This window comes from Mycoplana ramosa, assembly GCF_041930185.1.
Classification (GTDB): Bacteria; Pseudomonadota; Alphaproteobacteria; order Rhizobiales; family Rhizobiaceae; genus Mycoplana; species Mycoplana ramosa.
The window spans coordinates 289,950-315,099 of sequence record NZ_JBHEEW010000001.1 but is presented as its reverse complement, the minus strand read 5'-3'; the positions used below and the strand labels follow the sequence as shown (position 1 = coordinate 315,099).

26 protein-coding genes are annotated in these 25,150 nt (G+C 62.9%); 10 read left to right on the top strand and 16 right to left on the bottom strand.

Annotated features, from left to right (window positions below):
• Positions 1-11 precede the first annotated feature (11 nt).
• On the bottom strand, positions 12-617 hold the full coding sequence (locus JNC62_RS01425; RefSeq protein ID WP_374835238.1) for a YqgE/AlgH family protein: 606 nt from the start codon (positions 615-617) through the stop codon (positions 12-14).
• A gap of 196 nt (positions 618-813) precedes the next feature.
• On the opposite strand from JNC62_RS01425, the gene JNC62_RS01420 reads away from it, so the two are divergent.
• On the top strand, positions 814-1,632 hold the full coding sequence (locus JNC62_RS01420; RefSeq protein ID WP_374835236.1) for a protein-disulfide reductase DsbD domain-containing protein: 819 nt from the start codon (positions 814-816) through the stop codon (positions 1,630-1,632).
• A gap of 69 nt (positions 1,633-1,701) precedes the next feature.
• Positions 1,702-2,187: a peroxiredoxin gene (locus tag JNC62_RS01415; RefSeq protein ID WP_374835234.1), complete on the top strand. Its 486-nt coding sequence runs from the start codon at positions 1,702-1,704 to the stop codon at positions 2,185-2,187.
• Between the two features lie 87 nt (positions 2,188-2,274).
• On the opposite strand, the gene rnhA is transcribed toward JNC62_RS01415, so the two are convergent.
• The 11 genes from rnhA to coxB form a co-directional block, all read right to left on the bottom strand.
• Complete coding sequence (rnhA, locus tag JNC62_RS01410) at positions 2,275-2,715, bottom strand: ribonuclease HI (protein WP_374835232.1); 441 nt, start codon at positions 2,713-2,715, stop codon at positions 2,275-2,277.
• The gene (locus JNC62_RS01405; protein WP_374835230.1) at positions 2,712-3,680 is read right to left on the bottom strand and encodes a homoserine kinase; all 969 of its coding nucleotides are present in this window, start codon (positions 3,678-3,680) and stop codon (positions 2,712-2,714) included. The genes rnhA and JNC62_RS01405 overlap by 4 nt, the downstream gene beginning before the upstream one ends.
• Before the next feature lie 43 nt (positions 3,681-3,723).
• Positions 3,724-4,731: a 4-hydroxy-3-methylbut-2-enyl diphosphate reductase gene (gene ispH / locus JNC62_RS01400; protein ID WP_374835228.1), complete on the bottom strand. Its 1,008-nt coding sequence runs from the start codon at positions 4,729-4,731 to the stop codon at positions 3,724-3,726.
• 189 nt (positions 4,732-4,920) lie between these two features.
• Complete coding sequence (locus tag JNC62_RS01395; protein ID WP_374835226.1) at positions 4,921-5,685, bottom strand: SURF1 family protein; 765 nt, start codon at positions 5,683-5,685, stop codon at positions 4,921-4,923.
• Positions 5,654-6,037: a DUF983 domain-containing protein gene (locus JNC62_RS01390; RefSeq protein ID WP_374835224.1), complete on the bottom strand. Its 384-nt coding sequence runs from the start codon at positions 6,035-6,037 to the stop codon at positions 5,654-5,656. The genes JNC62_RS01395 and JNC62_RS01390 overlap by 32 nt, the downstream gene beginning before the upstream one ends.
• Before the next feature lie 214 nt (positions 6,038-6,251).
• Positions 6,252-7,130 (bottom strand): cytochrome c oxidase subunit 3, encoded by an 879-nt coding sequence (locus tag JNC62_RS01385; protein ID WP_374835222.1) that lies wholly within the window; start codon positions 7,128-7,130, stop codon positions 6,252-6,254.
• A 57-nt stretch (positions 7,131-7,187) separates the two neighbouring features.
• The gene (locus tag JNC62_RS01380) at positions 7,188-7,790 is read right to left on the bottom strand and encodes a cytochrome c oxidase assembly protein (RefSeq protein ID WP_374835220.1); all 603 of its coding nucleotides are present in this window, start codon (positions 7,788-7,790) and stop codon (positions 7,188-7,190) included.
• A gap of 3 nt (positions 7,791-7,793) precedes the next feature.
• Complete coding sequence (locus tag JNC62_RS01375; RefSeq protein ID WP_374835218.1) at positions 7,794-7,934, bottom strand: cytochrome c oxidase system small membrane protein; 141 nt, start codon at positions 7,932-7,934, stop codon at positions 7,794-7,796.
• Positions 7,934-8,890, bottom strand: coding sequence for a heme o synthase (locus JNC62_RS01370; protein WP_374835216.1), 957 nt, complete (start codon positions 8,888-8,890; stop codon positions 7,934-7,936). Before JNC62_RS01370 ends, JNC62_RS01375 begins: the two co-directional genes overlap by 1 nt.
• Positions 8,891-8,977: 87 nt before the next feature.
• Positions 8,978-10,639, bottom strand: a complete 1,662-nt coding sequence (gene ctaD / locus JNC62_RS01365; protein ID WP_374835214.1) for a cytochrome c oxidase subunit I — start codon at positions 10,637-10,639, stop codon at positions 8,978-8,980.
• Positions 10,640-10,658: 19 nt separating this feature from the next.
• A complete protein-coding gene (gene coxB, locus JNC62_RS01360; protein ID WP_374835212.1) occupies positions 10,659-11,543 on the bottom strand; it encodes a cytochrome c oxidase subunit II in 885 nt (294 codons plus the stop codon).
• Positions 11,544-11,938: 395 nt separating this feature from the next.
• On the opposite strand from coxB, the gene JNC62_RS01355 reads away from it, so the two are divergent.
• The 3 genes from JNC62_RS01355 to JNC62_RS01345 all read left to right on the top strand — a co-directional run bounded on the left by JNC62_RS01355 (position 11,939) and on the right by JNC62_RS01345 (position 15,185).
• Complete coding sequence (locus JNC62_RS01355; RefSeq protein WP_374835210.1) at positions 11,939-12,472, top strand: invasion associated locus B family protein; 534 nt, start codon at positions 11,939-11,941, stop codon at positions 12,470-12,472.
• Positions 12,473-12,617: 145 nt separating this feature from the next.
• Complete coding sequence (tldD, locus tag JNC62_RS01350) at positions 12,618-14,033, top strand: metalloprotease TldD (RefSeq protein WP_374835208.1); 1,416 nt, start codon at positions 12,618-12,620, stop codon at positions 14,031-14,033.
• 96 nt (positions 14,034-14,129) lie between these two features.
• Positions 14,130-15,185, top strand: a complete 1,056-nt coding sequence (locus tag JNC62_RS01345) for a polysaccharide deacetylase family protein (RefSeq protein ID WP_374835206.1) — start codon at positions 14,130-14,132, stop codon at positions 15,183-15,185.
• Positions 15,186-15,234: 49 nt separating this feature from the next.
• On the opposite strand, the gene JNC62_RS01340 is transcribed toward JNC62_RS01345, so the two are convergent.
• The 3 genes from JNC62_RS01340 to pdxH all read right to left on the bottom strand — a co-directional run bounded on the left by JNC62_RS01340 (position 15,235) and on the right by pdxH (position 17,942).
• Entirely contained in the window at positions 15,235-15,732 is a 498-nt protein-coding gene (locus JNC62_RS01340) for a hypothetical protein (RefSeq protein WP_374835204.1), read from the bottom strand.
• A gap of 91 nt (positions 15,733-15,823) precedes the next feature.
• On the bottom strand, positions 15,824-17,065 hold the full coding sequence (locus tag JNC62_RS01335; RefSeq protein WP_374835202.1) for a DUF937 domain-containing protein: 1,242 nt from the start codon (positions 17,063-17,065) through the stop codon (positions 15,824-15,826).
• Between the two features lie 256 nt (positions 17,066-17,321).
• Complete coding sequence (pdxH, locus tag JNC62_RS01330; RefSeq protein WP_374835200.1) at positions 17,322-17,942, bottom strand: pyridoxamine 5'-phosphate oxidase; 621 nt, start codon at positions 17,940-17,942, stop codon at positions 17,322-17,324.
• Positions 17,943-18,088: 146 nt separating this feature from the next.
• Here pdxH and JNC62_RS01325 point away from each other — a divergent pair, with 146 nt between their 5' ends.
• The 4 genes from JNC62_RS01325 to JNC62_RS01310 all read left to right on the top strand — a co-directional run bounded on the left by JNC62_RS01325 (position 18,089) and on the right by JNC62_RS01310 (position 21,223).
• A complete protein-coding gene (locus tag JNC62_RS01325; protein ID WP_374835198.1) occupies positions 18,089-18,439 on the top strand; it encodes an RT0821/Lpp0805 family surface protein in 351 nt (116 codons plus the stop codon).
• A gap of 178 nt (positions 18,440-18,617) precedes the next feature.
• Positions 18,618-19,679, top strand: coding sequence for a DnaJ C-terminal domain-containing protein (locus tag JNC62_RS01320; RefSeq protein WP_374835651.1), 1,062 nt, complete (start codon positions 18,618-18,620; stop codon positions 19,677-19,679).
• A gap of 122 nt (positions 19,680-19,801) precedes the next feature.
• A complete protein-coding gene (fabI, locus tag JNC62_RS01315) occupies positions 19,802-20,620 on the top strand; it encodes an enoyl-ACP reductase FabI (protein ID WP_374835196.1) in 819 nt (272 codons plus the stop codon).
• A 21-nt stretch (positions 20,621-20,641) separates the two neighbouring features.
• Positions 20,642-21,223: a histidine phosphatase family protein gene (locus JNC62_RS01310; protein WP_374835194.1), complete on the top strand. Its 582-nt coding sequence runs from the start codon at positions 20,642-20,644 to the stop codon at positions 21,221-21,223.
• Positions 21,224-21,272: 49 nt separating this feature from the next.
• Here JNC62_RS01310 and JNC62_RS01305 read toward each other — a convergent pair whose 3' ends face one another.
• Positions 21,273-21,533, bottom strand: a complete 261-nt coding sequence (locus JNC62_RS01305; protein WP_374835649.1) for a DUF1344 domain-containing protein — start codon at positions 21,531-21,533, stop codon at positions 21,273-21,275.
• 413 nt (positions 21,534-21,946) lie between these two features.
• On the opposite strand from JNC62_RS01305, the gene JNC62_RS01300 reads away from it, so the two are divergent.
• A complete protein-coding gene (locus tag JNC62_RS01300; RefSeq protein WP_374835192.1) occupies positions 21,947-24,904 on the top strand; it encodes a bifunctional diguanylate cyclase/phosphodiesterase in 2,958 nt (985 codons plus the stop codon).
• The last annotated feature ends 246 nt before the right edge of the window (positions 24,905-25,150 follow it).

Sequence of the window (25,150 nt, the reverse complement as noted above, 5' to 3'; positions counted from 1 at the left end):
GGCTTGCCGGCTCACGCGTGCCCGGCCTCCATCGACAGCATCGCAGGGGTAACCCCCATCAGCGCCAGGGCACGATCATACTTGTCCTCGATTGCGGCATCGAAGATCAGATCCTCCGAGGCCGGACAGGTCAGCCAGCCGTTGGCGGCAATCTCATGCTCCAGTTGCCCCGCACCCCAGCCGGCATAGCCGAGCATGAGCATGCCACGCCTCGGCCCCTCCCCGCGCGAGATCGCCCGGACAATGTCGAGCGTAGCGGTCAGGCTGATGTCGTCACTCACAGGGATGCTGGATTCGGAGGAGTAGTCGTCCGAATGCAGGACGAACCCGCGGCCGCTCTCACAAGGGCCGCCGGCACGGATAGGGAAATCGACCGTGCTATCGGGCATTCGGATCGCCTCGTCTTCCCCCACCAGTTGCAGGTGGAGGAGCACGTCCATGAAACTCATCTGCTGCGTTCGATTGATGATGAAGCCCATGGCGCCATCTTCTGAATGGGCACAGATATAGACGACGGTCCGCTCGAAATTCTTGTCGAGCATGCCTGGCATGGCGATCAGGAAATGACCGTCAAGAAAGCCGCGCTCTCGATTTTTCTTCAGGACCGATGTCGCCATAGCCAGAGCCTATCAATTCACGGCCAAATGAAAAGCGCCTTATGAGTGTGCGCGCCTTTTGCACGGCACCCCAAGAACCACTACTCCTATAGAAGTGGTGCAGCGTGCGCCGCGATCAAGAGAATATGATCCAGAAAGCGGCAAACTTGGTGGAAACTTCGGTGGACGAAGGCTACATCTTTCGCCCATGAGAGGCTTGCGTTCTACCTTGTTCGCCCTATCGGCCATGGTGATGGCCCCGACGTTGGCGGCCGGCGCCAGTTCCGACTGGATCGAGACGGAGGGCGGGCGCGTCCGCCTGGTTGTGTTGCCGGAACAGGCCGACGGGCAGATTCCGGCGCTGCTGGACGTCCACCTCAAGCCGGGCTGGAAGACCTATTGGCGCGATCCCGGCCAAAGCGGCATTCCGCCATCGGTCAGCATTCCAGACCGAACCGGCCTGGTGCTGGAGTCGATGCGTTTTCCGGTGCCGAAACAATTCGACGACGGCTATTCACGCTACACCGGCTACGACCAGTCGGTTGCCTTTCCTTTGACGCTGAAGCGCAAGGATCCCGCCGTCGGCAGCGGTGAAGTGACCGCCTCGATCTTCCTTGGCGTCTGCAAGGAGATTTGCATCCCCGTGCAGACCGAACTGACGGTCGACCTAAATGCTGCCGCGATGGCCGACCCCGGGGACGAAACCATCGTCGCAGCGGCCGAAGCCGACCTTCCGGAACCGCCCTCACCCGACTTCAACGTCAGGGACGCACGCTGGGACGACGAGGGCAAGTCGCTGTCGATCACCTTCACCGCCCCCGCCCAGCCATCGGATACACCGCCGCAGGTGTTCGTCTCCGGGCCGGACGGCTTCCAGTTCGGCACAGGCGCCATGCCGCAGCGCGTCGGCGACGCCTATCGTGTCGACGTTCCCCTCCTGCACAAACCGAAGTCGGCCAGCCTCGCCGGCGCCGCGATCCTCTTCACCGCTGAAAGCGGCGACCGGTCGATGGAAACGCCGCTTGCCATCGACTGACCACGGCCTATATTCCGCGCTGACTGTTCGCGCACACGGCGTGGGCTGGAGCAAGCAAGGAGACTGATCGTGACGATTGCCGTTGGAGAAAAATTGCCCGACCTGAAGCTGAAGGAAGCCACGCCGGACGGACCGGCGGAGGTTTCGACCGGCGATCTCTTCAAGGGCAAGCGCGTTGTGCTCTTTGCCGTTCCGGGCGCCTTCACCCCCACCTGCTCGCTGAACCACCTGCCGGGCTACCTGGACAACCGCGACGCGATCCTGGCCAAGGGCGTGGACGACATCGTCGTCGTCGCAGTCAACGACGCGTTCGTGATGACGGCATGGGCCAAGGAAAGCGGCGGCGCCGGCAAGCTGCGCTTCCTCGCCGATGGCAGCGCTGCTTTTGCCAAGGCCCTCGGCCTCGACATCGACCTGACCGCAGCCGGCCTCGGCGTGCGCTCCAAGCGCTACTCGATGCTGGTCGAGGACGGCGAGGTGAAGAAACTCAACATCGAGGAAAGCCCCGGCCAGGCGACCGTGTCGGCCGCGGCCGCGATGATCGAGCAGCTCTGAAGCGACGCCTATTGGGAACGTCTCGTCCAAATCAACAATGCCCGCGATCTCGCGGGCATTGTCATTGAAGCCGGGCGGGACGAACCCTCACCGCCTCTTGAACGGCTCCATCCCCATCCGCGCCAGTTCGTCGGCGCGCTCGTTCTCCGGGTGGCCGGCGTGGCCCTTGACCCAGTGGAACGTCACCTTGTGTCGACGCCGGGCCTCATCGAGGGCCTGCCAGAGCTCGCCGTTCTTCACGGGCTTCTTGTCGGCCGTCTTCCAGCCGTTCTTCTTCCAGCCGTGGATCCACTTCTCGATGCCGTCCATGACGTATTTCGAGTCGGTGTAGAGGTCGACCTCGCAGGACGCCTTGAGCGCGTCCAGTGCCGTGATCGCCGCCAGAAGCTCCATCCGATTGTTCGTCGTGGCCGCCTCGCCGCCGGAGAGTTCCTTCTCGACCTCGCCATAGCGCAGCACCGCGCCCCAGCCGCCCGGTCCCGGATTGCCCGAACAGGCGCCGTCGGTGAAGATGTCGACGTGCTTCATCGATGCACCAGGCCGTACTCTTCCGCCGATTTTACCTGGCGATGGAAGCGCAGCTTGCGCAGATATTCGAGCGGATCCTTCTTGACCACCAGCGCACCCGGCGGCGTCATCAGCCAGTCGTAGAGGCGTGTCAGGAAGAAGCGCAATGCCGAGCCGCGCGCCAGCAACGGCAGCGACTTCAGCTCCGCGCCGTTCAGCGGGCGTACCTGTTCGTAGCCGTCGAGCAGCGCCATGCCCTTGGTCATGTTGAACGAGCCGTCCTTTTCGAAGCACCAGGCGTTCAGGCAGGTGACGACGTCATAGGCATAGGCGTCATTGCAGGCGAAATAGAAGTCGATCAGCCCCGAGAGCTGGTCGCCGATGAAGAAGACGTTGTCCGGAAACAGATCGGCATGGATGATGCCGTGCGGCAGCGTCTTCGGCCAATGGCTTTCAAGGAAGGCGAGTTCCTCGGCGATCTCGTCCTGCAAACCGGGCTCCACCTCGTCGGCGCGGGCGGCCGACTTTTCCCACAGGGGCCGCCAGCCATCGACGGAAAGGGCGTTCTTGCGGGACAGCGCAAAGCCCTGCCCGGCCAAATGCATCTCGGCCAAGGCGCGGCCGACCTCACGGCAATGCTTGGCGGCCGGCTTCCTGAGCCAGGTGCCTTCGAGAAAGGAGATCATCGCGGCAGGACGACCCGAGAGTTCACCCAGAAGCTCGCCGTCCTTGCGCGACAGCGGCAGCGGGCAGTTGAGGCCGCGGTCGGCGAGATGGTGCATCAGGCCGAGGAAGAACGGCAGGTCCTTCGGATCGACGCGCTTTTCGTAGAGTGTCAGGATGAAAGCGCCCTTCGTCGTGTGCAGGAGAAAGTTGGAATTCTCCACACCTTCGGCGATGCCCTTGTAGGAAAGCAGCGTTCCCGCCTCATACTCGGAAAGGAAGCGTGCGAGGTCGTCCTCGGTGATATCGGTATAGACTGCCAAATTTCTAGCTCACGATTGAAGGCCCGGGAGGCAAGCCTTAATCCTATTCCCCATTGACGAAGGCCATGTCGGCCGTCGTCAGTTCGATGTTGCGAAGCTCACGATTGACGAGAAAGTTCTCCGTCTCCTCGACCGTATCGGCAAGCTCCACCGTCGTGTGATAGCGGGCGCGGAACGCCTCGATGATCTCGTCGACGATCACCTCCGGCGCCGAAGCACCCGCCGACAAGCCAACGGTACGAATTTCACCGAGTTCATTCCAGTCGATTTCCGCTGCGCGCTGGACGAGCAACGACTTTTTTGCACCGGCGCGCAACGCCACCTCGACGAGGCGCCTGGAGTTGGAGGAATTCGGCGCGCCGACGACGAGGAACAGGTCGCAGCCGGGTGCGGCCTGCTTGACGGCCTCCTGCCGGTTGGTCGTGGCATAACAGATCGAATCGGCAGCCGGTGCGGTCAGGTTGGGAAAGCGCTCCTTCAGGCGCGCGATGACGCCGGCGGTATCATCGACCGACAGCGTCGTCTGGGTGACGAAGCCGAGGTTGTCCGGGTCGGCCGGCACATAGGCGTCGGCATCCTCGACGGTCTCGACCAGCGAGACGGAGCCCTCCGGCAACTGCCCCATCGTGCCGATCACCTCGGGATGACCGGCATGGCCGATGAGGATGACGTGGCGGCCGAGGCGCTGGTGGCGCATCGCCTGCTTGTGGACCTTGGAGACCAGCGGGCAGGTCGCATCAAGATAGAAGAGATTGCGGGCGGCCGCGTCGGCCGGCACGGACTTCGGCACGCCATGGGCCGAAAAGACGACCGGCTGAGCATGGTGCTCCTCGGGGATTTCGTCCAGTTCCTCGACGAAGATCGCCCCCTTCGCCTCCAGCCCCTCAACCACATAACGGTTGTGGACGATCTCGTGGCGGACGTAGACCGGCGCCCCGTAGGCCTTGAGCGCCAGCACGACGATCTGGATCGCCCGGTCGACGCCGGCGCAGAAGCCGCGCGGGCCGCAAAGGCGGATTGTCAGGGGCGAGAGTGCGGTCGAGGAAGCCATGTCAGAATGTCACCGATAGGATCGCGGGCAGCCCCTCCATAGGGCCATTTCGGGAGCGCAACGGGGGCTGGCACCAGCCACCGGGTTGTTGCAAGGAGCATGTCGGATTTAGCACAATTTGCGGCCGATGAAAGGCGCACTCGCTCCCTCCAGACGGAGAATTGCTGCAGCGCCTGTACCGCGCGGCCGTCAGCGGCGCGCGCGCCAGAAATAGATCCCGCTTACACCCAGCAGCGCTGCAGCCAGACCGTACCAGGTCAGCGCGTATTGCAGGTGATTGTTGGGCAGGTCGAACTGGGTCACGCCTCCGATTGGCAATCCACCGGGATTGGACGCATTGTCCGCATCGACGAAGAACGGCACCAGTTTTTCCGGCGCGATCCCCGTGCTCGACGCCATCGCGTCCAGATCCTTCCAGTAGAAGACGTTCTTGGCCAGATCGTTGTCAGGCACGAGTGACGATGGCTTGCCGTCCAGCCGGACCCGGGCCAGCCCCGAAACCTGCTGCTCGCCGCCGACTTCGCCCGCATTGCGAGACTTGGGGTCCTTCATGTCGTAGGGGACAAAGCCGCGATTGACGAACACGTACCGTCCATCGGCCAGTCGAAGCGGCGTATAGACGTGATAGCCGGACTGGCCGTTCCAGGTGGCAAAGAAATGCCGTTCCTTGTCGTGCTCGAACGTTCCATTCAGCATGACTGGTCGATACTCGATGTCGCCGCCAGATCTCCACATGCTCTCGACTACCGCGAGGTCCACTGGCGGCTGCGCATGCCGCTCGGCGATATCTGTGAGCAGTTTCTGCTTCCAGGCCAATCGCTGCATCTGCCAGGTGCCGAGCGACAGCAGGATTGCCAGCACGAGAAGCAGCACGGCAGCCGTCAGCGCCGTGCGCGCGGATCGCCGCCCCCCTCGCGCAACCTCAGCCACGATCGATCTCGCCGGGGCGGGCATTGTTGCGATACTGCAGTGCGATCAGCACCCCCTTCAGCATGCGCGTCAGCGCCAGGCCGAAGATGATGGTCAGCGGGATCCACAGCAGGAAGTGCAGCCAGAGCGGCGGACCGAAGTTCACCTCCATCCAAAGAGCGAGGCCGACCACGATGAACCCGACGATCAGGAGCACGAAAACCACCGGACCGTCGCCGGAATCGGCAAATGCGTTGTCGAGCCCACAGACGGTGCAACGTGGCTTGACCTTCAGATAGCCGTCGAAAAGCTTGCCCTGACCGCAGCGTGGACAATGTCCCCGCAATCCGGTCGAGATGGGGTCGACGGGTGGGTATAGGGCCTTGTCATCATTCATCGTCGTAATCCCCGCTGACACTCGATCAGGCGATCGCGGAAGAGCCATTGTCGGAACGGCATTCACCATCCAGCGCGCTTCGCCACGTGCCAATTGTCAAATATAGGTACGCCTATCGAGCCGTTGCGTCCAACCACGCAGATGCGACATAGCGCCCCTCGCAAATGAGAACGGCCGCATTGCTGCGGCCGTTCCTGAACGATATCCCGGCAGATCAGCCGTGGGCGATGGTCCCGCCCCAGCTTCCCCAGATGTAGATGGAGAAGAACAGGAACAGCCAGACGACGTCGACGAAATGCCAATACCAGGCGGCGGCCTCGAGGCCGAAATGCTGCTTCGGCGTGAAGGCGCCATTGATCGCGCGGATCAGGCAGACCAGCAGGAAGACGGTGCCGACGAAAACGTGGAAGCCGTGGAAGCCGGTCGCCATGAAGAAGGTCGCGCCGTAGATCGAATCCTTGAAGGCAAACGGGGCGTGCACGTATTCGTAGGCCTGAACGAACGAGAACAGGACGCCGAGCAACACCGTCAGGGTGAGACCCTGGATGAGACCCTTGCGATCGTTGTGCAGGATCGCATGGTGCGCCCAGGTCACGCAGGTTCCCGACAGCAGCAGGATGATGGTGTTGTAGAGCGGCAGGTGCCAGGGATCGAGAACCTCGATGCCCTTCGGAGGCCAGACGCCGCCGGTATGCTCGACGCGCACGGCCTGGATGGCTTCGCCCGGGAACAGGCTTGCATCGAAGAACGCCCAGAACCAGGCGACGAAGAACATCACTTCGGACGCGATGAACATGATCATGCCGTAGCGCAGGTGCAGCGAGACGACGCGCGTATGATGGCCCTCGTCGCCTTCCTTGATCGTGTCCGCCCACCAGCCGTACATGGAATAGAGCGTGATCGCGATGCCGATCACGAAGACCCAGGGATTGGCGAACTCCAACCCGAAGATCTGCAGCGAACCGCCGGCGAGGTAGCGCATGTAGATGATGCCGCCGATCGCCAGCACGAAGGCGCCGATCGATGACAGCAGCGGCCACGGGCTTGGATCGATGATGTGGTAGTCGTGATTCTTCTGATGCGCTTGCGCCATGTCAGTCATCCCCATGTATACGTTCTCGCTCCCGGCCTGGCCGGAAACGCCTGTCTCTCAAAGCTTGCTCGCTTCCTTGTCCGTCATTTCCGCCGAAGCCACCGGCTTCGTCTTCTCGTGCGGGAAGAAGGTGTAGGAGAGCGTAATCGTGTGCACGTCCTTGGTCTCGACCGGTTCCACGATCGCCGGGTCGACGAAAAAGACGACCGGCATCTCCATCTCTTCGCCGGGTTTCAACGTGGTTTCGGTAAAGCAGAAACACTGCACCTTGTTGAAGTAGGCGCCAGCCGCCTGCGGCGTGACGTTGAAGGTCGCCTGTCCCGTCGCATCGGCGCTCGAATTGTTGCGCGCCTTGTAGAGGACCTGCACCGTCTCGCCGATCTTCAGTTCGATCTCGCGCTGTACGGGCTCGAACGACCAGGGCAGGCCGGGTCCGGTATTGGAATCGAAGCGGACCTTGATCTTCCGGTCGAGGATGACGGAGGAGGCCTGTTCGACGCGCTGGGTCGTGCCGCCGTAGCCGGTGACCTTGCAGAACAGATCGTAGAGCGGAACGGCGGCATAGGCCATGCCGAGCATGCCGAGGGCAAAGGTGAGGCAGATGGCGACGATCGTGCCATTGCCGATTTTCTGCTGCCTTGCGGGCGTGGTCCCAGCCATGGCTTAACCCGCCATGCCGCCGGCGAACTTCACCAGCGTGATGATGTAGAAGAGCACGACCAGGCCGACGAGCGTCGCCGCCAGCGCCATGTTGCGGCCGCGCCGCGATTTCTTCTGCTTGTCGGTGAGGCTGATCATTTCCATCAGAAGCTCCATCCTGCCGTCCAACCGACGGCCGTGACGGCGTGATCGATCATCAGGCCGGAGAAAATGGCGAAGAGGTAGAAGATCGAATAGGCGAACAGTTTCTTCGCCGGAACCATGACGCGATCGGCCTCCGGCATGCGCAGCACCCCGATCGAGTACCAGACGAATGCGATGCCCATGGCGGCGGCAAAGATGCCATAGCCGAGGCTGGCAAAGCCAAGATAGCTCGGCGCGACGGAGATGAGCGCCGTCAGGACGGCATAGACCATAATCTGCTGCTTCGTCGTCTTCTCGCCCGCCACGTTCGGCAGCATCGGTACGCCAACGGCGCCGTAGTCGCGCATCTTGAAGAGCGCGAGCGCCCAGAAATGCGGCGGAGTCCAGAGGAACGTGATGAGGAAAAGGACGATGCTTTCGATCGACACGCCGTTCGTCACGCAGGCCCAGCCGATCATCGGCGGAAATGCACCGGCGGCTCCGCCGATGACGATGTTCTGCGGCGTCGAACGTTTCAGCCACATCGTGTAGATGACGGCATAGAAGAAGATGGTGAAGGCGAGCAAACCGGCCGACAGCCAGTTGACCGCCAGACCGAGGATCGCGACCGAGAAAGCCGAAAGCGTCAGCCCGAAGGCGAGCGCTTCGCGCGGCTGCACGCGGCCGGCGGGAATGGGGCGCTTTGCGGTGCGCGACATGACCGCGTCGATGTCGGCGTCGTACCACATGTTGAGTGCGCCGGAGGCGCCGGCGCCGACGGCGATGCACAGGATTGCGATCACGCCGATGACCGGGTTGATGTGACCGGGTGCCAGAACCAGGCCGGCAAACGCGGTGAAAACTACGAGCGACATCACGCGTGGCTTCAGAAGCTCGAAGTAATCGCGCGCAGTCGCCTCAGAGAGGATCATGTCCCCGCCCTCCGCAGCCGCTTCGTGATGATCGATGATTGCCATTTTGCCTGTCACTTGCTGTGGCCGATCGACCGGCCGGGACTTGGAGAGGCCGCCTTTCGACGGCGGCCTCCGTGTTCGTGTCAGATCTTACTTGATCTTCGGGAGCTGTTCCCACTGGTGGAACGGCGGCGGCGAAGAGAGCTGCCACTCGAGGGTATTCGCACCCTCACCCCACGGGTTGTTGCCGGCGACCCGCTTGCGGGCGAAAGCTTCGAAGACGCAGAACAGGAAGATCAGGACGCCGAAGGCTGCAATGTAGGAGCCGTAAGAAGACACCCTGTTCCAGCCGGCGAACGCATCCGGGTAGTCGATGTAGCGGCGCGGCATGCCGGCCAGCCCCAGGAAGTGCTGCGGGAAGAACACCAGGTTCACGCCGACGAACATCACCCAGAAGTGCAGTTTGCCGAGGAATTCCGAGTACATGTAGCCGGTCATCTTCGGGAACCAGTAGTACCAGGCGGCAAAGATCGCAAACACGGCGCCGAGCGACAGCACGTAGTGGAAGTGGGCAACCACGTAGTAGGTGTCGTGCATCGCGCGGTCGAGGCCGGCATTGGCGAGCTGTACGCCTGTTACGCCACCGACGGTGAAGAGCAGGATGAAGCCGAGCGCCCAGATCATCGGGGTGGTGAAGCGGATCGAACCGCCCCACATCGTCGCGATCCACGAGAAGATCTTGATACCTGTCGGGATGGCGATGACCATCGTGGCGAACACGAAGTAGCGCTGCGTGTCGAGAGACAGGCCGACCGTATACATGTGGTGGGCCCACACGATGAAGCCGACGGCGCCAATCGCGACCATGGCATAGGCCATGCCGAGGTAGCCGAAGATCGGCTTGCGCGAGAAGGTCGAGATGATGTGGCTGACGATGCCGAAACCGGGCAGGATCAGAATGTAGACTTCCGGGTGACCGAAGAACCAGAACAGGTGCTGGTAAAGGATCGGGTCGCCGCCGCCCTCAGGCGCGAAGAACGCGGTGCCGAAGTTGCGGTCGGTCAGGAGCATGGTGATGCCGCCTGCCAGCACCGGCAGCGACAGCAACAGCAGGAAGGCGGTGATCAGCACCGACCAGGCAAAGAGCGGCATCTTGTGCATCGTCATGCCAGGTGCGCGCATGTTGAAGATCGTGGTGATGAAGTTGATCGCGCCGAGGATCGACGAAGCACCGGCGATGTGAATGCCGAGGATCGCGAAGTCCATCGCCGGACCGGGCATGCCGGACGTCGAGAACGGCGGATAGAGCGTCCAGCCGCCACCCGCACCATAGGCACCCGCCGGACCTTCGACGAACATCGAAAGAAGCACGAGCAGGAAGGCCGGCACGATCAGCCAGAACGAAATGTTGTTCATGCGCGGAAACGCCATGTCCGGCGCACCGATCATAATCGGCACCATCCAGTTGGCAAAGCCGCCGATCAGCGCCGGCATCACCATGAAGAAGATCATGATGAGCGCATGCGCGGTCGTGAAGACGTTGAACATGTGCTTGCCGCCATCGATGGCAGCATCGCCCTCGAAGCCGTAGACCATCTGGGCAAGACCGTGGAAGATCTGAATGCCCGGCTCCTGCAGCTCGGCGCGCATGAAGATCGACAGCCCACCGCCGATGATGCCGGCGATGATTGCGAAGATCAGATAAAGCGTCCCAATATCCTTGTGGTTCGTCGAGAGGAACCAGCGGACGAAGAACGAAGGCTTGTGTTCGTGATGACCGTGGTCATCGTGGGCAGCGGCTGTTCCGGCCATGGATTACACTCCCTTGGAATTACTGCGCGGCGTTCTGGGCGACATCAACGGTCTTTTTTTCACCGTCGATGGATGCCAACAGAGCCTTGTTTGCCTCGCCAAGATTGGTCGCGGCGGCGGCAAGCCAGGTGTCGAACTTTTCCTGCGATACGACTCGGATGGCGATCGGCATGTAGGCATGATCCTTGCCGCACAGCTCGGAACACTGGCCATAGAAGAGACCCTCACGATCGGCCTTGAACCAGGTCTCGTTCATGCGGCCCGGGACGGCGTCGATCTTGATGCCGAAGGACGGCATTGCGAAGGCATGGATAACGTCGGCGCCGGTCACGAGAAGCCGGACATGCTTGCCCACCGGAACGACGGCCTCATTGTCCACGGCAAGCAGACGCGGATATTCGGCCCTGTCCTCTTTGCCTGCGGCGGCACGATCCTTGTCCTGCAGCAGCAGGGAATCGAAGGAAACGGGATTATCGCCAACCTGATACTCGTAGCCCCAGTACCACTGATAGCCGGTCGCCTTGACCGTCAATTCCGGCTCTTCCGTCGGCGCCAGCTGCTTGGTCAGCAACTGGAACGAAGGAACGGCAAGGAACAGAAGAATGATGACCGGGCCAATGGTCCAGATCACTTCGATCATCGTGTTGTGGCTGGTCCTGGACGGAACCGGGTTCGCCCCCTCGCGGAACCGCACGATGACGACAATGAGGAGAACCAGAACAAGGATCGTGATCGGGACTATGAACCACAGGGTATATTGCTCGAACCAGCGGATCTCTTCCATGATCGAGGTGGCGGCAGGCTGGAGTCCCTTCTGCCAATCGACCGGCTGGTCGGCCAGGGCGCTCGAAGCAAACAGCGAAAAGCCGATGGCGGCCAGCGCTGCAAAAGCTTTCTTTATCACAACATATCTCCCCAAAGTGTTTGATTGGGATCAAACAACGCGCAGAATCCTGCAATGCTGAGTGCTTAAAATCACAGTTTCATGCTCGCCGCAACCGCCTCGGATGAATGCTCATGCGGCATTTTTGCGCAAAGCCAAGTCTGGGGCGTAGGCCGTCAAATTTTCACCAGACTCTTGAGAGGGACGCCTGAAAATGCGGCGCGCGCTTCCGGCGAACCAAGGCGTCGGGTGCACCCACCTCGCTGCGGAACGCGCTGTCGCCGATCCATAAGCATAAAGAATCGCCGACCACGTCCAATTTCCGCCGCATAAACTGGAAAAGAGCGCTAAGGGCTTTTAATTTGCGCGATCGCTATTCAAGAATGGCGCGTATGATTCGAGACTTCGAGGTTCACATGGGTTCCGGTTCCCCTTCGCGCCTGGTCAGGGCGGTTCGCGCATTTGCCGCTCTGGCCGTGATCGCGGTGAGCTCGCCTGCCCTCTCGCAGGCCCAGCAGCAGCCGGGCACGGTGAAATCGAACCACGGCGCCTGGTCGATCGTGTGCGACCAGCCGGCCGGGGCTTCGTCCGAACAGTGCGCCCTGATGCAGAACGTGATCGCCGAGGATCGTCCGGAGGTCGGCCTGTCGGTCGTCATTCTCAAGACGGCGGATCGAAAGGCGAAGATCTTGCGCGTGCTTGCGCCGCTCGGCGTGCTGCTGCCGAACGGACTCGGCCTCAACGTCGACGGCAAGGATATCGGCCGCGCTTATTTCGTCCGCTGTTTCTCCGATGGCTGCTATGCCGAGGTGGTGCTGGAAGACGAACTGATGAAAACCTTCCGCTCCGGCGCGACCGCCACCTTCATCGTGTTCCAGACGCCCGAGGAAGGCATCGGCATTCCCGTCGACCTGAAGGGCTTCGGCGAGGGCTACGACGCACTGCCTTGAGCAGCGGCCGTGTCGGCGTTCGCTTCGCACAAATGGATCCCCGCGGCCCCCGGCTTCGCAGTCGCCGAGCGCGTGCAAACTTGCCGTTTGCCAGCCGCCTCTCTACATGGAGAGGCGAAACGTCAGCCTCTGCGCGGAGCCAACCATGAACACCGACCTTCTCTCCCTCTTTGACGCCGACGAGGCAGCGGTCCGCAAGGTACTGGGCCAGAGCCTGGCAAATGCGGACGACGGCGAACTGTATCTTGAACACGCCCAGGCGGAGTCGCTGACCTTCGATAACGGACGGCTGAAGGGCGGCAGCTTCAACACCGACCAGGGGTTCGGCCTGCGCGCGGTTGCCGGCGAGGCGGTCGGCTATGCGCATTCGGGGGAATTGTCCTTGTCGGCGCTGAAGCGGGCTGCGGATGCCGCGGCCGCAGTGACGCGCGGCCATGCCGGCAGCTATGCCGCCGCGCCGCAAGGCACGAACCGCCGGCTCTACGGCCAGGAGAACCCGATCGGCAGCCCGACGTTCGAGGAAAAGGTGACGCTGCTGCAGGAGATCGATGCCTATCTGCGCGGCAAGGATGCAAAGGTGCGCCAGGTCACGGCATCGATCGCGGCCAGCTGGCAGGTGGTCAATATTCTCCGCGCCGATGGCCACAAGGTCGTCGACGTGCGGCCGATGACGCGCGTCAACATCTCCGTCGTCGTCGGCGAAGGCGACCGGCAGGAGACCGGCTCCTTCGGCATGGGCGGGCGGCGTGGCTTCGGCGAATTCCTGACGACGGAGAGCTGGCAGCACGGGGCGGATGAGGCATTGCGACAGGCGCTTGTGAACCTCGAGGCGATCGATGCGCCGGCCGGCACGATGGATGTCGTGCTGTCGTCCGGCTGGCCCGGCGTGATGCTGCACGAGGCGGTCGGCCATGGGCTCGAGGGCGATTTCAACAGAAAAAAGACCTCCGCATTTTCCGGCCTGATGGGCGAGCAGGTCGCGGCGAAGGGCGTCACGGTCGTCGACGACGGCACGATCGAGTCCCGCCGCGGTTCGCTGACCGTCGACGACGAGGGCACGCCGTCGGGCTACAACGTGCTGATCGAGGACGGCAAGCTGGTCGGCTACATGCAGGACCGGCAGAACGCGCGGCTGATGGGCATGAAGGCGACCGGCAACGGCCGCCGTCAGTCCTATGCGCACAGCCCGATGCCGCGCATGACCAACACCTACATGCTGTCGGGCGACAAGACGCCGGACGAGATCATCGCCTCAGTGAAGAACGGCATCTATGCCGTCTCCTTCGGCGGCGGCCAGGTGGACATCACCTCCGGCAAGTTCGTCTTCGGTTGCACCGAGGCCTATCTGATCGAGAACGGCAGGGTCGGCGCACCGGTCAAGGGCGCGATGATCATCGGCAACGGCCCCGAGGCCATGCGGCGGGTCACGATGATCGGCAACGACTCCAAGCTCGACACCGGTATCGGCATGTGCGGCAAGGCCGGCCAGAGCGTGCCGGTCGGCGTCGGCCAGCCGCATCTGCGCATGGACCAGATCACCGTCGGCGGCACAAGGACGTGAACCGCGGCGGCGGATGCCGCTCGCCGGACGCGTTAACTGCGCGGATACCATAGCCCCCGCATAAAGGCGGCGGGAGAATCGCCGACGGGAGCGCAGATGCCGACATTGCAAAATGTTATGCGCCGGAGCCTCAAGCGCGCCGCCATTACCGGCGGGCTGGAACTGTCCAACCTGGCCGGGCGCGCCGGCCTGCTGGCGTCCGCGCGCGGCCGCGGCGCGATCTTCACGCTGCACCATGTGCGGCCGAAGACCGAGCACGCCTTTGACCCGAACGCCCATCTGGAAATCACCCCCGAATTCCTCGATGAGACGATCCGCTTCCTCGCTGCGGACGGATACCAGTTCGTCGCCCTGCATCACCTGGCCGCGCGCATGGCGATCGCCCGTCCCGAGGAGCGGTTCGCGGCCTTTACCCTGGATGACGGCTACCGGAACAATGCCCTCCACGCCCAGCCGATCTTCACCGAGCACCGGGTTCCGTTCACCGTCTTCATTACCGGCGGCTTCGCTTGCCGCACGCACAGCATCTGGTGGGAAACCCTGGCGGAACTGCTGCGCGCCCTGCCCCATATCGAGTTCGACTTCGGCTCCGGCCCGGTGACGCTGCCGCTGGCCACCAACCGCCACAAGGAGGCCGCCTTCGCGCGTTTTTCCGCCTTCATCCATTCGGCCGACGAGACGGCCGCGATCAAGGCGCTCGACGCGGCGGCAAGGGCGAACGGCATGGACCCGCTGCTGATTACCGAGCGGCTGGTCATGCGGGAGCCGGAACTCAAGAGCCTGGTCCTAAACCCGCTTGCAACGCTCGGGGCCCACACGATCAGCCATCGCGCGCTGGCCCGGCTTGACGAACACGAGGCCAGGGAAGAAATGCAGGCTTCCGCCGAGCGGCTGGAATGCCTCACCGGCGTTCGTCCGCTGGCTTTCGCCTATCCTTACGGTTTCCACCCCACCGTTTCGCGGCGAGAACACCAGATCGCGGGCGAACTTGGCTTCACCGTCGCCGTCACCACGGACCCCGGAACGCTCGACGCACGCAGCTTCGACGCACCGATGGCGTTGCCGCGCATCTCGCTGAACGGGCTCTACCAGAAGCGCAAATACGTTTCGGCGCTTGCCTCCGGCATCCCCTTCAGGCTGCTGCGGCGCTAACCGGCAGTCCGTCAGTCCCGGCCCGTCAGTCGGTGCCCGTGGCCATTTTCTAGGCGAGCTTCAGAGCCGACGAAATCTCGGCGACCGTCGCCTTCTCCGCCTCGCTCACCGGGGTGCCACCAAATCCGAGGAACCCGCCCTCTTTCGAAGCTTCGGCGACATCCGTGCTGATCTGCAGCAGCCAAGCCTTGAAGGCCGGCGCCTCGGCGGGTGCCTTGGCGTCGACGATCTCCGCCGCCCGCCGGACCACCTCGATGCACTTGCCCTTGATCTCCCCGGATTTCGCGCCTTTCAGCGCGGCCTGCAGCCCGTCGCGGGCGGCGTTGCGGCCCTCGGAGGATTCGAAGCTCTCGACGATCGCGGTCATCAGCTGGGTCGAGCCGGTGTCGGATTTTGCCTGCAGCAACGCGCGACTGCTCGCCAGGCCCTCTTTCAGCATGCCCCAGAGACCGCTCGGTTCGGCCGCGGTGACGGCAATTCCCGCCGCCATCACGCCTTGCAGAAGTTGATTCCATTCGTCGGGCGTAAACGTCGTTTTATCAGCCATCGCTGATCGCCTCCTCTTGCAAGAGTTGACGTGCGGGAGGGTCTGGCCGGGGGCCGCCGGCGATCGGCCGGCGAGACCCCTTCTCAAGGGGTCAAGGCGCCAGCATCGCCATCTTTGCCTTCAACGTGTCGATCGCCGGTTTCAGGACGTCCGAGACGCCCGGGATCGCCAGTACCTTGTCGAACAAGCTGTTAAGGCTCGTCATTCCAGGCTTGACCATCCCCGACAGCATCGCCTTCTGCTCGGCCGAAAGCTGCCCGAGCATCCCGCCCACCTTGTCGAAGGTGTCGCTTGCAGTTTGCAGCTTGGGCAAGGCGGCCTGAGCCGTCGCCGCATCCGTGACGCCGTTCAGGGTCGTCTGCAACTCGGCCATGGTGTCCGTGACCTGCTTGCCGATGTCGACGCCGGCAACCGTCAGTGACGGAGCGGCGGGCGTAGCAGGCTGGGTCTGGGTCTGGGTCTCGGTCGGCGCCGGGGTTTGCGGCTGGGCGGGCTGAGGCTGGGTCTCGGCCGGAGCCGGGGTTTGTGGCTGTGCCGGCTGGGTCTCGGTCTGGGCCGGGGTCTCGGGCGCGGGTGGCGTCTGCTCCGCCGTGCGCTGGGTCGGGCGGCCGAACAGATAGTAGAGAATCGCCAGGAGCACCAACGCCGCCAGAAGCCAATAGAGCCAGTTGCTGCTGCGGGCGGCAGTGGTCGCCGTCGCCGCGGTCGTTCGGGCGGCGGAGGTCGCCGACGAGGTGGTGCGCGCCGCGGCCTCGCTGCCGGCCGCTGTGGCCGCCCGCGCCGCTCCACCAAGCGAGTCGAGCAATCCGGTGCCGGCCAGCATGTCCCTCAGCCCCGACGGCATCGCGGCCGCGATGTTGTCCTTCTGACCGGCCAGCAATCCGGCGATCGCGTTTGCGCTGAGGTCGCCACCCGCGTTCCTGGCGATGCCACCCAGGACGAGTGGAGCCAGCATGCCGAGCAGGGAGCCGCCGGCGTTCTGGCCGAGACCGGAGTAGCTGCCGATCGCGTTCGCCAGCGCGCCGCTGGTGTTGCCGCCCACGAGAGAGGAGAGCAACTGCGAACCGGACTGCATGAGCGGAGATTGGCCACCGCCGGAAAGCAGGCCGGCCAGGTTGTCGAGCACGCCGCTTTGCTGTCTGGCGGCGTCGGCGACCTTCTGAGCACCGCCGGGTTGCGTGGCAACACTCGCCAGACCGGCGAGGACCGCCGGCACGGCGGCTGTCACACCGCGCTGGACCTTGTCGGTATCGAGCCCCAGCGCGGCTGCCAGTCGCGCGATCACGTCGGGGGTCAAGAATTGCATGAGATAGGAAACGAGATTGCTGGCCATTGAATTCTCCTCCGCATGAATGCCTCGAGATTCAGCCTTGCCTGATGCGCGTAGTGTCGCTTCAAAAATAGAATGCGACGTGCCCGTGCAGTGAACTGCGGGCCAAAATGGTGTCCTGTCCTGGCAAAAAAATATAGCACACCAATTGGAGTTGTATACTCCGGCGGCCCTTTGCGGCCTGTGCGTGCTTGGTGACCCGTGACGGCCGGCCACCGCAGGCGGCCGGCACAAGGGCGGTCGTCTCAGCCATCATCCATCAGGGATACATCCGGACCTTTTCCCATCCTTCGCCCTCCGCAGTGCGACGGAACTCCAGCCGGTCGTGCAGACGGAAGGGTCGATCGTGCCAGAACTCGATCGACACCGGCTTGATGCGGAAGCCCGACCAGTGGGGGGGACGCGGGATTTCGCCGATCGCGTAGCGGGCGGTATATTCCGCGACGGCCTTTTCAAGCGCGAAGCGGCTTTCGAGCGGCCGGGACTGCTTCGAGGCCCAGGCACCGATGCGGCTGCCGCGCGGCCGCGATGCGTAGTAGGCGTCGGCCTCCGCGTCGGAGACGACCTCTACGGGTCCGCGAACCCGCACCTGGCGTCGCAGCGATTTCCAGTGGAAACACATCGCCGCTTTCCCTGCACCCAGGACTTCCTGACCTTTCTGACTCTCGAAATTCGTGTAGAAGACAAAGCCGCGTTCATCGAATCCCTTCAGGAGAACCATGCGCACATTGGGCAGACCGGAAGCATCGACAGTCGCAAGCGCCACGGCGTTTGGGTCGTTCGGTTCGCTTTTCTCCGCATCCTCCAGCCACTTTCCGAACAGGGAGAAGGGCTCGCTTTCCTCGGTAAAGTCACCGGTTGTTAACTCTATGTCGCTCATATTTGAATCCAATGCCGAATATCGGTCCGTTGGGACATGCCGGGGTTGAAGTCATAGCAAAGTCAGGACGGGAAACAACGATATTGTGGACGAGACGGTCACGGATCGCCCTGTTGGCGCTTTGCCTTGCCCCCCTGTCGGGATGCATGAGCGGGCTCGATTTCGCTTCTGAAATGTCGGTCGACAAGGCCGTCAAGACGAGCGCGGTCCCCGGTGCGCGTCTCGACAGCACCACGGACGCGGCGACCGTGCGCAATGCCGTTTCGTCTGCCGACCTTGCCCGCAACGCCGGCAACCCGATCCCCTGGGCGAATACCGTTTCAGGCAGCGCCGGCGTCGTCAGCAGCATTCTGGAGCTGAACGACGAGGCAGGCCGGACGTGCCGCGACTTCACCACGACACTTCATTCCTACTCGGGCATTGCCAACTATGACGGCCGGACCTGCGTCGGCGGCGACGGCGTGTGGTCTCTGACGCGCTTCGAACGGCAGCAATAGCCCCCCATCTGCTGCGGAAACCAGCATCACGCGCGATGCATCCTATGCGATTCCGCGATGGATCCCGTAACCATCGGTTAGGACGTTGTTGGCATCATCGATCTCCGCGGGCGTAGCAGGGGCCCGAGAGACGACAAGCGTTAAAGGCTCCAGGGAAAAGAAGAGCGGCTATATGTTGATGCGTGATCCGTATGCGGTCCTGGGCGTCAAGCGCGACGCGGGGCAGGAAGAGATCCGGGCGGCCTGGCGAACCCTGGCCAAGACCGTCCACCCCGATCAGAACCAGGACGATCCCTTCGCGACCATCCGCTTCACCGAGGCCGGCCGCGCCTATGACCTTTTGCGCGACCCGGAGAGGCGCAGCCGATACGACCGGGCACACCGCGAAGCCGAAATCCGGCGGGAAATGGAACTGCGCCGCATGGAGCAGATGCGCCGCCGCCAGGGCGATCGCAAGGTCCAGCCGGAGACTGTTCAAGGCACGACAGAGAGTGCCGAGGACGTGGTGTCGCGCATTTTCGGCATCGATCCGCGCCAGCAGCAGGCGGCGAGCAATGCCGCGCCCCAGCCCAAGCCTTCGGCCAACGGCGAACGGCAGGGAGCGCCCGGAGCGCCGGCCGCTTCAAGCCCGGACAATTCTGAAACGCTGCTCCCGGCGGCACGCCGCACCACCGCGGCAGTCGATATCCTTTCGGCCATCGTCCGGCGCATACGCGGTCTCCGGCCAGTGGTCGATAAGGCGCCGGATCTTGTTTGCAACCTTGTGGTAACGCTCGAAGATCTGATGAAGCAGTCGCGCGTCACGCTGGAGATCAACGGTGAAACGCTGAAGGTGCCGCTTGCGGCCGGCACGACGGACGGCACCGTCATTCGCCTGAAGGATCAGGGGCATCGGATCAATGATCTGAAGCGCGGCGACGCCGTGCTCACCGTCCGGGTGGCCCCGGGTCCTTTCCGCGTCGACGGCTTCGACCTGCGCATGACCCTGCCGGTGACGATCGAGAACGCGGTCCTCGGCTGTGAGACCACGGTCACCGGGCCGAACGGCGACGACGTGCCGGTGGTCGTTCCGGCCTGGTCCAGTTCGGACCATATCATCCTCATCGACGACCAAGGCCTTGCGGACGAGGAAGGCAAGCGCGGCAAGCTCGTTGTCGAGCTCCGGCTTCTCCTGTGGGACAGACCCGACGACAAAATGATCGACCTTATGCGCAGCCTGCGCGAAGGACTCTATTTGTAACGGTTCTGTGAAATGCGCACTCATTGTTACCAGTGCTAACAGTTCCTGAACCCGTCGTGCTTGAACCCTAATGCTGCCTATGTCATAGGCAAAACCCAAAGGAAATCAGCAAGGGACATTCCATGGTTCAGGTATCCGGTCTGATGAGCGGCAAGCGCGGCGTCATCATGGGCGTGGCGAACAACCGGTCAATCGCTTGGGGTATCGCGAAGGCCATTCGTGCGCAGGGCGCAGAAATAGCCCTCACCTACCAGGGCGAGGCCCTCAAGAAGCGCGTCGAACCGCTTGCGGCAGAACTCGGCGGCATTCTCGCCGGCCATTGCGACGTCACAGACGAGGCTTCCATCGACGCCGTCTTCGAGAACATCGAGAAGACCTGGGGCAAAATCGACTTTTTCGTGCACGCCATCGGCTTCTCCGACAAGGACGAACTGACGGGCCGCTACATCGACACGTCGGCTGAGAACTTCGCCAAGACGATGCTGATTTCCGTCTACTCGTTCACCTCGGTCGCACGCCGCGCCGAGAGGCTGATGGCGGACGGCGGCTCGATGCTGACGCTCACCTACTACGGCGCCGAGAAGGTCATGCCGAACTACAATGTCATGGGCGTCGCCAAGGCGGCACTGGAGGCGAGCGTGAAGTATCTCGCCGTAGACCTTGGACCGAAGAACATCCGCGTCAACGCGATCTCGGCCGGCCCGATCAAGACGCTCGCCGCCTCCGGCATCGGCGACTTCCGCTACATTCTGAAGTGGAACGAGTACAATGCGCCGCTGCGCCGGACCGTGACGATCGAAGACATCGGCGATGTCGGCCTGTACATGCTGTCGGACCTCTCGCGCTCCGTTACCGGCGAAGTGCATCACGCCGACAGCGGCTATCATGTCGTCGGCATGAAGGCCGTTGACGCCCCCGATATCTCGGTCGTCAAGGACTGAGGCTTACTGCGGAGCACGGCGGTGCTTGTCTACATGATCCGTCATGGGCAGACCGACTGGAATGCCGAGGGACGGCTGCAAGGCCAGAAGGACATTCCCCTGAACGCCATCGGACGCCGGCAGGCGTCCGAAAACGGGCGAGCCTTGAAGGCCGTTCTCGGCAGTGCCGCCCATGATTTCGATTATGTCGCAAGTCCGCTCGGGCGCACCCGCGAGACGATGGAACTGGTGCGTGGCGCCATGGGCATCGATCCCCTCGCCTACCGCACCGACGATCGCCTGATCGAAGTCTCCTTCGGCGACTGGGAAGGGTTCACCATTACCGAGCTGAAGAAGACCGTTCGCGAACGGGTCAAGGAGCGCTCGCGTTCAAAATGGGACTTCATCCCACCCGGAGACGACGCCGAGAGCTACGAAATTCTGTCCTGGCGTGTCGGATCATGGTTCAAGGCCATCGACAGGCCGACCGTATGCGTCAGCCATGGCGGCGTGTTCCGGGCGCTCTTCAAGTTCAGCGGCATGCCGGTCACCGAGGCGGCCAATGCGCCGGTGTATCAGGACCGTGTGCTTCGGATCGACGACGATGGAGCAACATGGCTGTAGCCGGCGCCGCCCGCTGCAGGGGGGCGCCACCGCAGAAGCGCCCTGCGTGCTACTGGATGATTTCCAGGTCGTCGATGATGCGCTTGCCATCGACCTCGGTGTAGAACACCAGCACCTTCACGCCCGGTGAAAGCCCCTCGAAGTTAAACTCCTCAGGCGCCTGATACTTCTTTCCGTCATCGAGCGAGAGACTCAGTCCGGTCGTGTCGACCTTGGTGATGACGGCCTCGACATCGGCACTCTCGGCGTACGATGTCAGCGGCGCGAGCATGCCGACCGCAGCCAGCAGCGCAACTATCATGAAACGCATCTTGCGAACCCCCATGGTCGAAGCAATGGTCTTGTCTGTCACGCTTGATGCCTTTCGAATATGGCGAAATTCGCCCGCTGCGACGCTTTGCGTTCAAATGGATGCAGGCAAATAGCGGTGCGATCAAGTCCCAATCGAGGCCATCCCCGCTCGCGAGCCGGGTGGCTGCCATCGCCACAACCTATGCGGAGCCATCAATCCAATCTTAATCAAACCATCCTAGCGTGCAGTTGACCTGAGGGGGTGGCGTAATATTGCGGCCGGGGCGGATAGGACACAGAATCAACACCGTTGCTGATTGGGCCAGGCCATCGCTCCTGCCAGCCGCGATTGCCGCCATCGTCATTTTCGGTGCCGGCTTCGCCTATGAAAAACAGACCGACCGGCTCCACCGAAGCGAGTTGCATGCCCGGGTGGACAATGAACTCGGCCTCATCGGCGCCCGGCTGGAAAGCGAAATCAACCGCAACATGACCGCGCTACAGGGCCTTGCGAACATGTTCGCCGCAGCGCCCGACCAGGCGGCCGCCCAGTTCCCATTCTTTGCACGCAAGCTGCTGACGCAGAACGTCCAGTTCCGTCGCGTCGCCGCGGCTCCGAACGGGCTCGTGGCGCAGACCTTTCCGCTCAGGGATAACGAGCGGTACGATGGGAGCGACCTCAGCCGATTTTCCTCGTTTCGCATCGCGTCCGAGGCGAGCCGGACCTTCGGGGGACCGGTCATGATCGGGCCCATGCAGTTGCCCGACGGCAGCCGCGGATTCGACCTGTTCATCCCCGTCATCAGCACCGGCGCCGGACCCAACGCCTGGTGGGGCTACGTGGCAGGCAGCATCGACGAACATAGGCTGTATCTCCAAGCCGGGCTGGTGGACCGGACGGAAGCGCGGAGCGAAATTCGGAAAGGTGGCGCGGACCTGAACCTTTCCATTCGCAATGCCGGTGCCGGGTCAGACCATGAACCGATCTATGGCAACCCCGAGATCTTCGACGGCGAAGCTGTCAGGCGCACAGCCAGTTTCCCGGGCGGGACCTGGGAACTCGCCGCCGTCCCGGCCGAAGGCTGGGAAACACCGGCGGACAGTCAAAGGCGGATCCGCCTTTCGACCGCGATCGCTGCCCTCGTCATCATCGCACCGATCTTCCTGGCCGGCGGACTTGTCGGGGAGCGACGGCGGCACATTGCAGGCCTCAAGGCGCGCGAGACGCAGATCCGCTCGCTCTCGCAGCGGCTGGACCTCGCCCTGGAAGCATCCAAGACCGGCATTTGGGAACTATCGCTGTCCGACCGCAGCCGGGAGTGGGATCGTCAGATGTACAGCCTGCATGGCCTCGCCGAAGAGCTGCCGCTCAGCGAGGAAGCGTGGCGATCCACCGTGCATCCCGATGACATTCCTGCCGCCGAAGCGGCAATCGCCGCCGCCATTGCGGATGGGTCCGACTACCGGTCGCAATATCGGGTGGTGCTGCCGGGCGGCAATGTCCGTCACATCCGCAGCGTCGGCTCGCGACTGACGATCGGCGACGAGGAAAAGCTCACCGGCATCAGTTGGGATGTCACCGAGGACGTGCTCCTCAACGAACGGCTGAAGACGGCCAAGGAGCAATCCGACCGGCAGAAGGACGCACTCTTCAAGATCACCCAGCGCCTCGACATGGCGTTGAGCGCCTACCGGTGCGGCCTGTGGGAGGCGGACCTGGACGAGGGGCTGACACGCTGGGATGAGCGTATGCGCCAGCTCTACGGTATTTCCGATGCAGGCGAGCATATCTCCCATGAGACATGGCTGAACGCCATTCATCCCGATGACCGCCAGGAAGCCGAGGCCCTGGCAGCGGAATGCATCGAGACGGGCGAGCCCTACCTGCGCAAGTCGCGCGTCGTGCACGCCGATGGTACGGTGCGATATATCCAGTCGGTCGGCAAACTGCACGTCGAGGCGAGTGGGAAGCGCAAGTTCGTCGGGCTCGCCTTCGATGTCACCGACGACGTGCTGATGACCGAACAACTGAAACACGCCAAGGCCATGGCCGATGCGAAGAACCTCGAACTGGAGCAGGCAAAGGACCGCATCGAGCACAATTCGCTGCACGATCCGCTGACGGGCCTCGGCAATCGGCGGAAGCTGGACGCGCAGCTGGGGGCCCTGGCAGAACGCAGCCGCGGCGAAACGGTCAGCATCGGCATCCTCCACATCGATCTCGACCGGTTCAAGCAGATCAACGACACCCTTGGCCATGCGGCCGGCGATGCGCTTCTCGTCCATGCCGGAGAGATCCTGCGCTCTACGGCCGATCCGAACGACCTGGTCGCGCGCATCGGCGGCGACGAATTCGTTGTGGTGATCGAAAGCGACGACAACACCCGTCTGACGGCCCTGTCGCAACGCATCATCGCCCTGATGCGCCAACCGGTCGACTACAACGGCCACATGTGCCGCTTCGGCGTGAGCATCGGCATCGCCGTCGCAAGCGGCACCCGGCTGGACACGCGCAAGCTGCTCGTCAACGCTGATATCGCACTTTACCGGGCCAAGGGGCTCGGGCGCAACCGGCACGAGTTCTTCACGTCGGTTCTCGAGGCCGAAATCGTCAGCAACAAGCGCATGGCCGACAATATCCTGACCGGCATCGAGAACAACGAGTTCATCCCCTACTACCAGCCGCAGATCTGCGCGCGCACCCTGAAGCTTGCGGGCGTCGAGGCACTGATCCGCTGGCGACACCCGCGGGACGGACTTCTGTTTCCCGATCGCTTTCTGAAGGTTGCCGAGGATCTGAACGTCACGGCGACGCTGGACCGGATCGTGCTGGAAAAGGCGCTGATCGACTGCAGCCGATGGGCCGCAAAGGGCATCCTGATGCCGAAGATCTCGGTCAACGTCTCGGCCCGGCGCCTGCGCGACGAAACGCTGGTCGAGACCTTGACCGGCCTGCAGATCCTGCCCGGCCAGATTTCGTTCGAGCTCGTGGAGTCCATCTTTCTCGACGAGAGCGACGACATCGTCCTCGGCAACATCGAGCGCATCAAGGATCTTGGCATCGATATCGAGATCGACGATTTCGGTACCGGGCATACGTCGATCGTCAGCCTGCTGAAACTGCGGCCAAAACGGCTGAAGATCGATCGCCAGCTTGTAGCGCCGATCCTCGCTTCGCGCCATGAACAGGCCCTGGTCCGCTCGATCATCGACATCGGCAAGTCACTGGGGATCGAGATCGTCGCCGAGGGCGTTGAGACGATGGCGCATGCAGAGATGCTGAGCGCGCTCGGCTGCGACCTTCTGCAGGGCTTTGCCTTCGCCGCGCCGCTGCCAAGCAAGAAATTTCAGGCCTACGCCCTCGAACATCGATGGAAGGCGGCCTCATAGAACCTGTCTCCCGACGGTGGGAACCGGTTTCGCGACAAAGACATCCGAAAGAACAAGGGCCTAAAGCGTGGCAAGCTAAACTGGAAGATCGCGACGCGCTTTAGCACCGGCCCGAGACGCGCACTCTGATAACTCTGCGTCACCCGCGCTTTCCCATCAAAAAGGCTTCAACTTTGCGGCAATCGGCACTATGAGTGCCGCAACAGGAAGGACCGGATCGTGGCGCATGTCGCGCCGTGAGCGCTT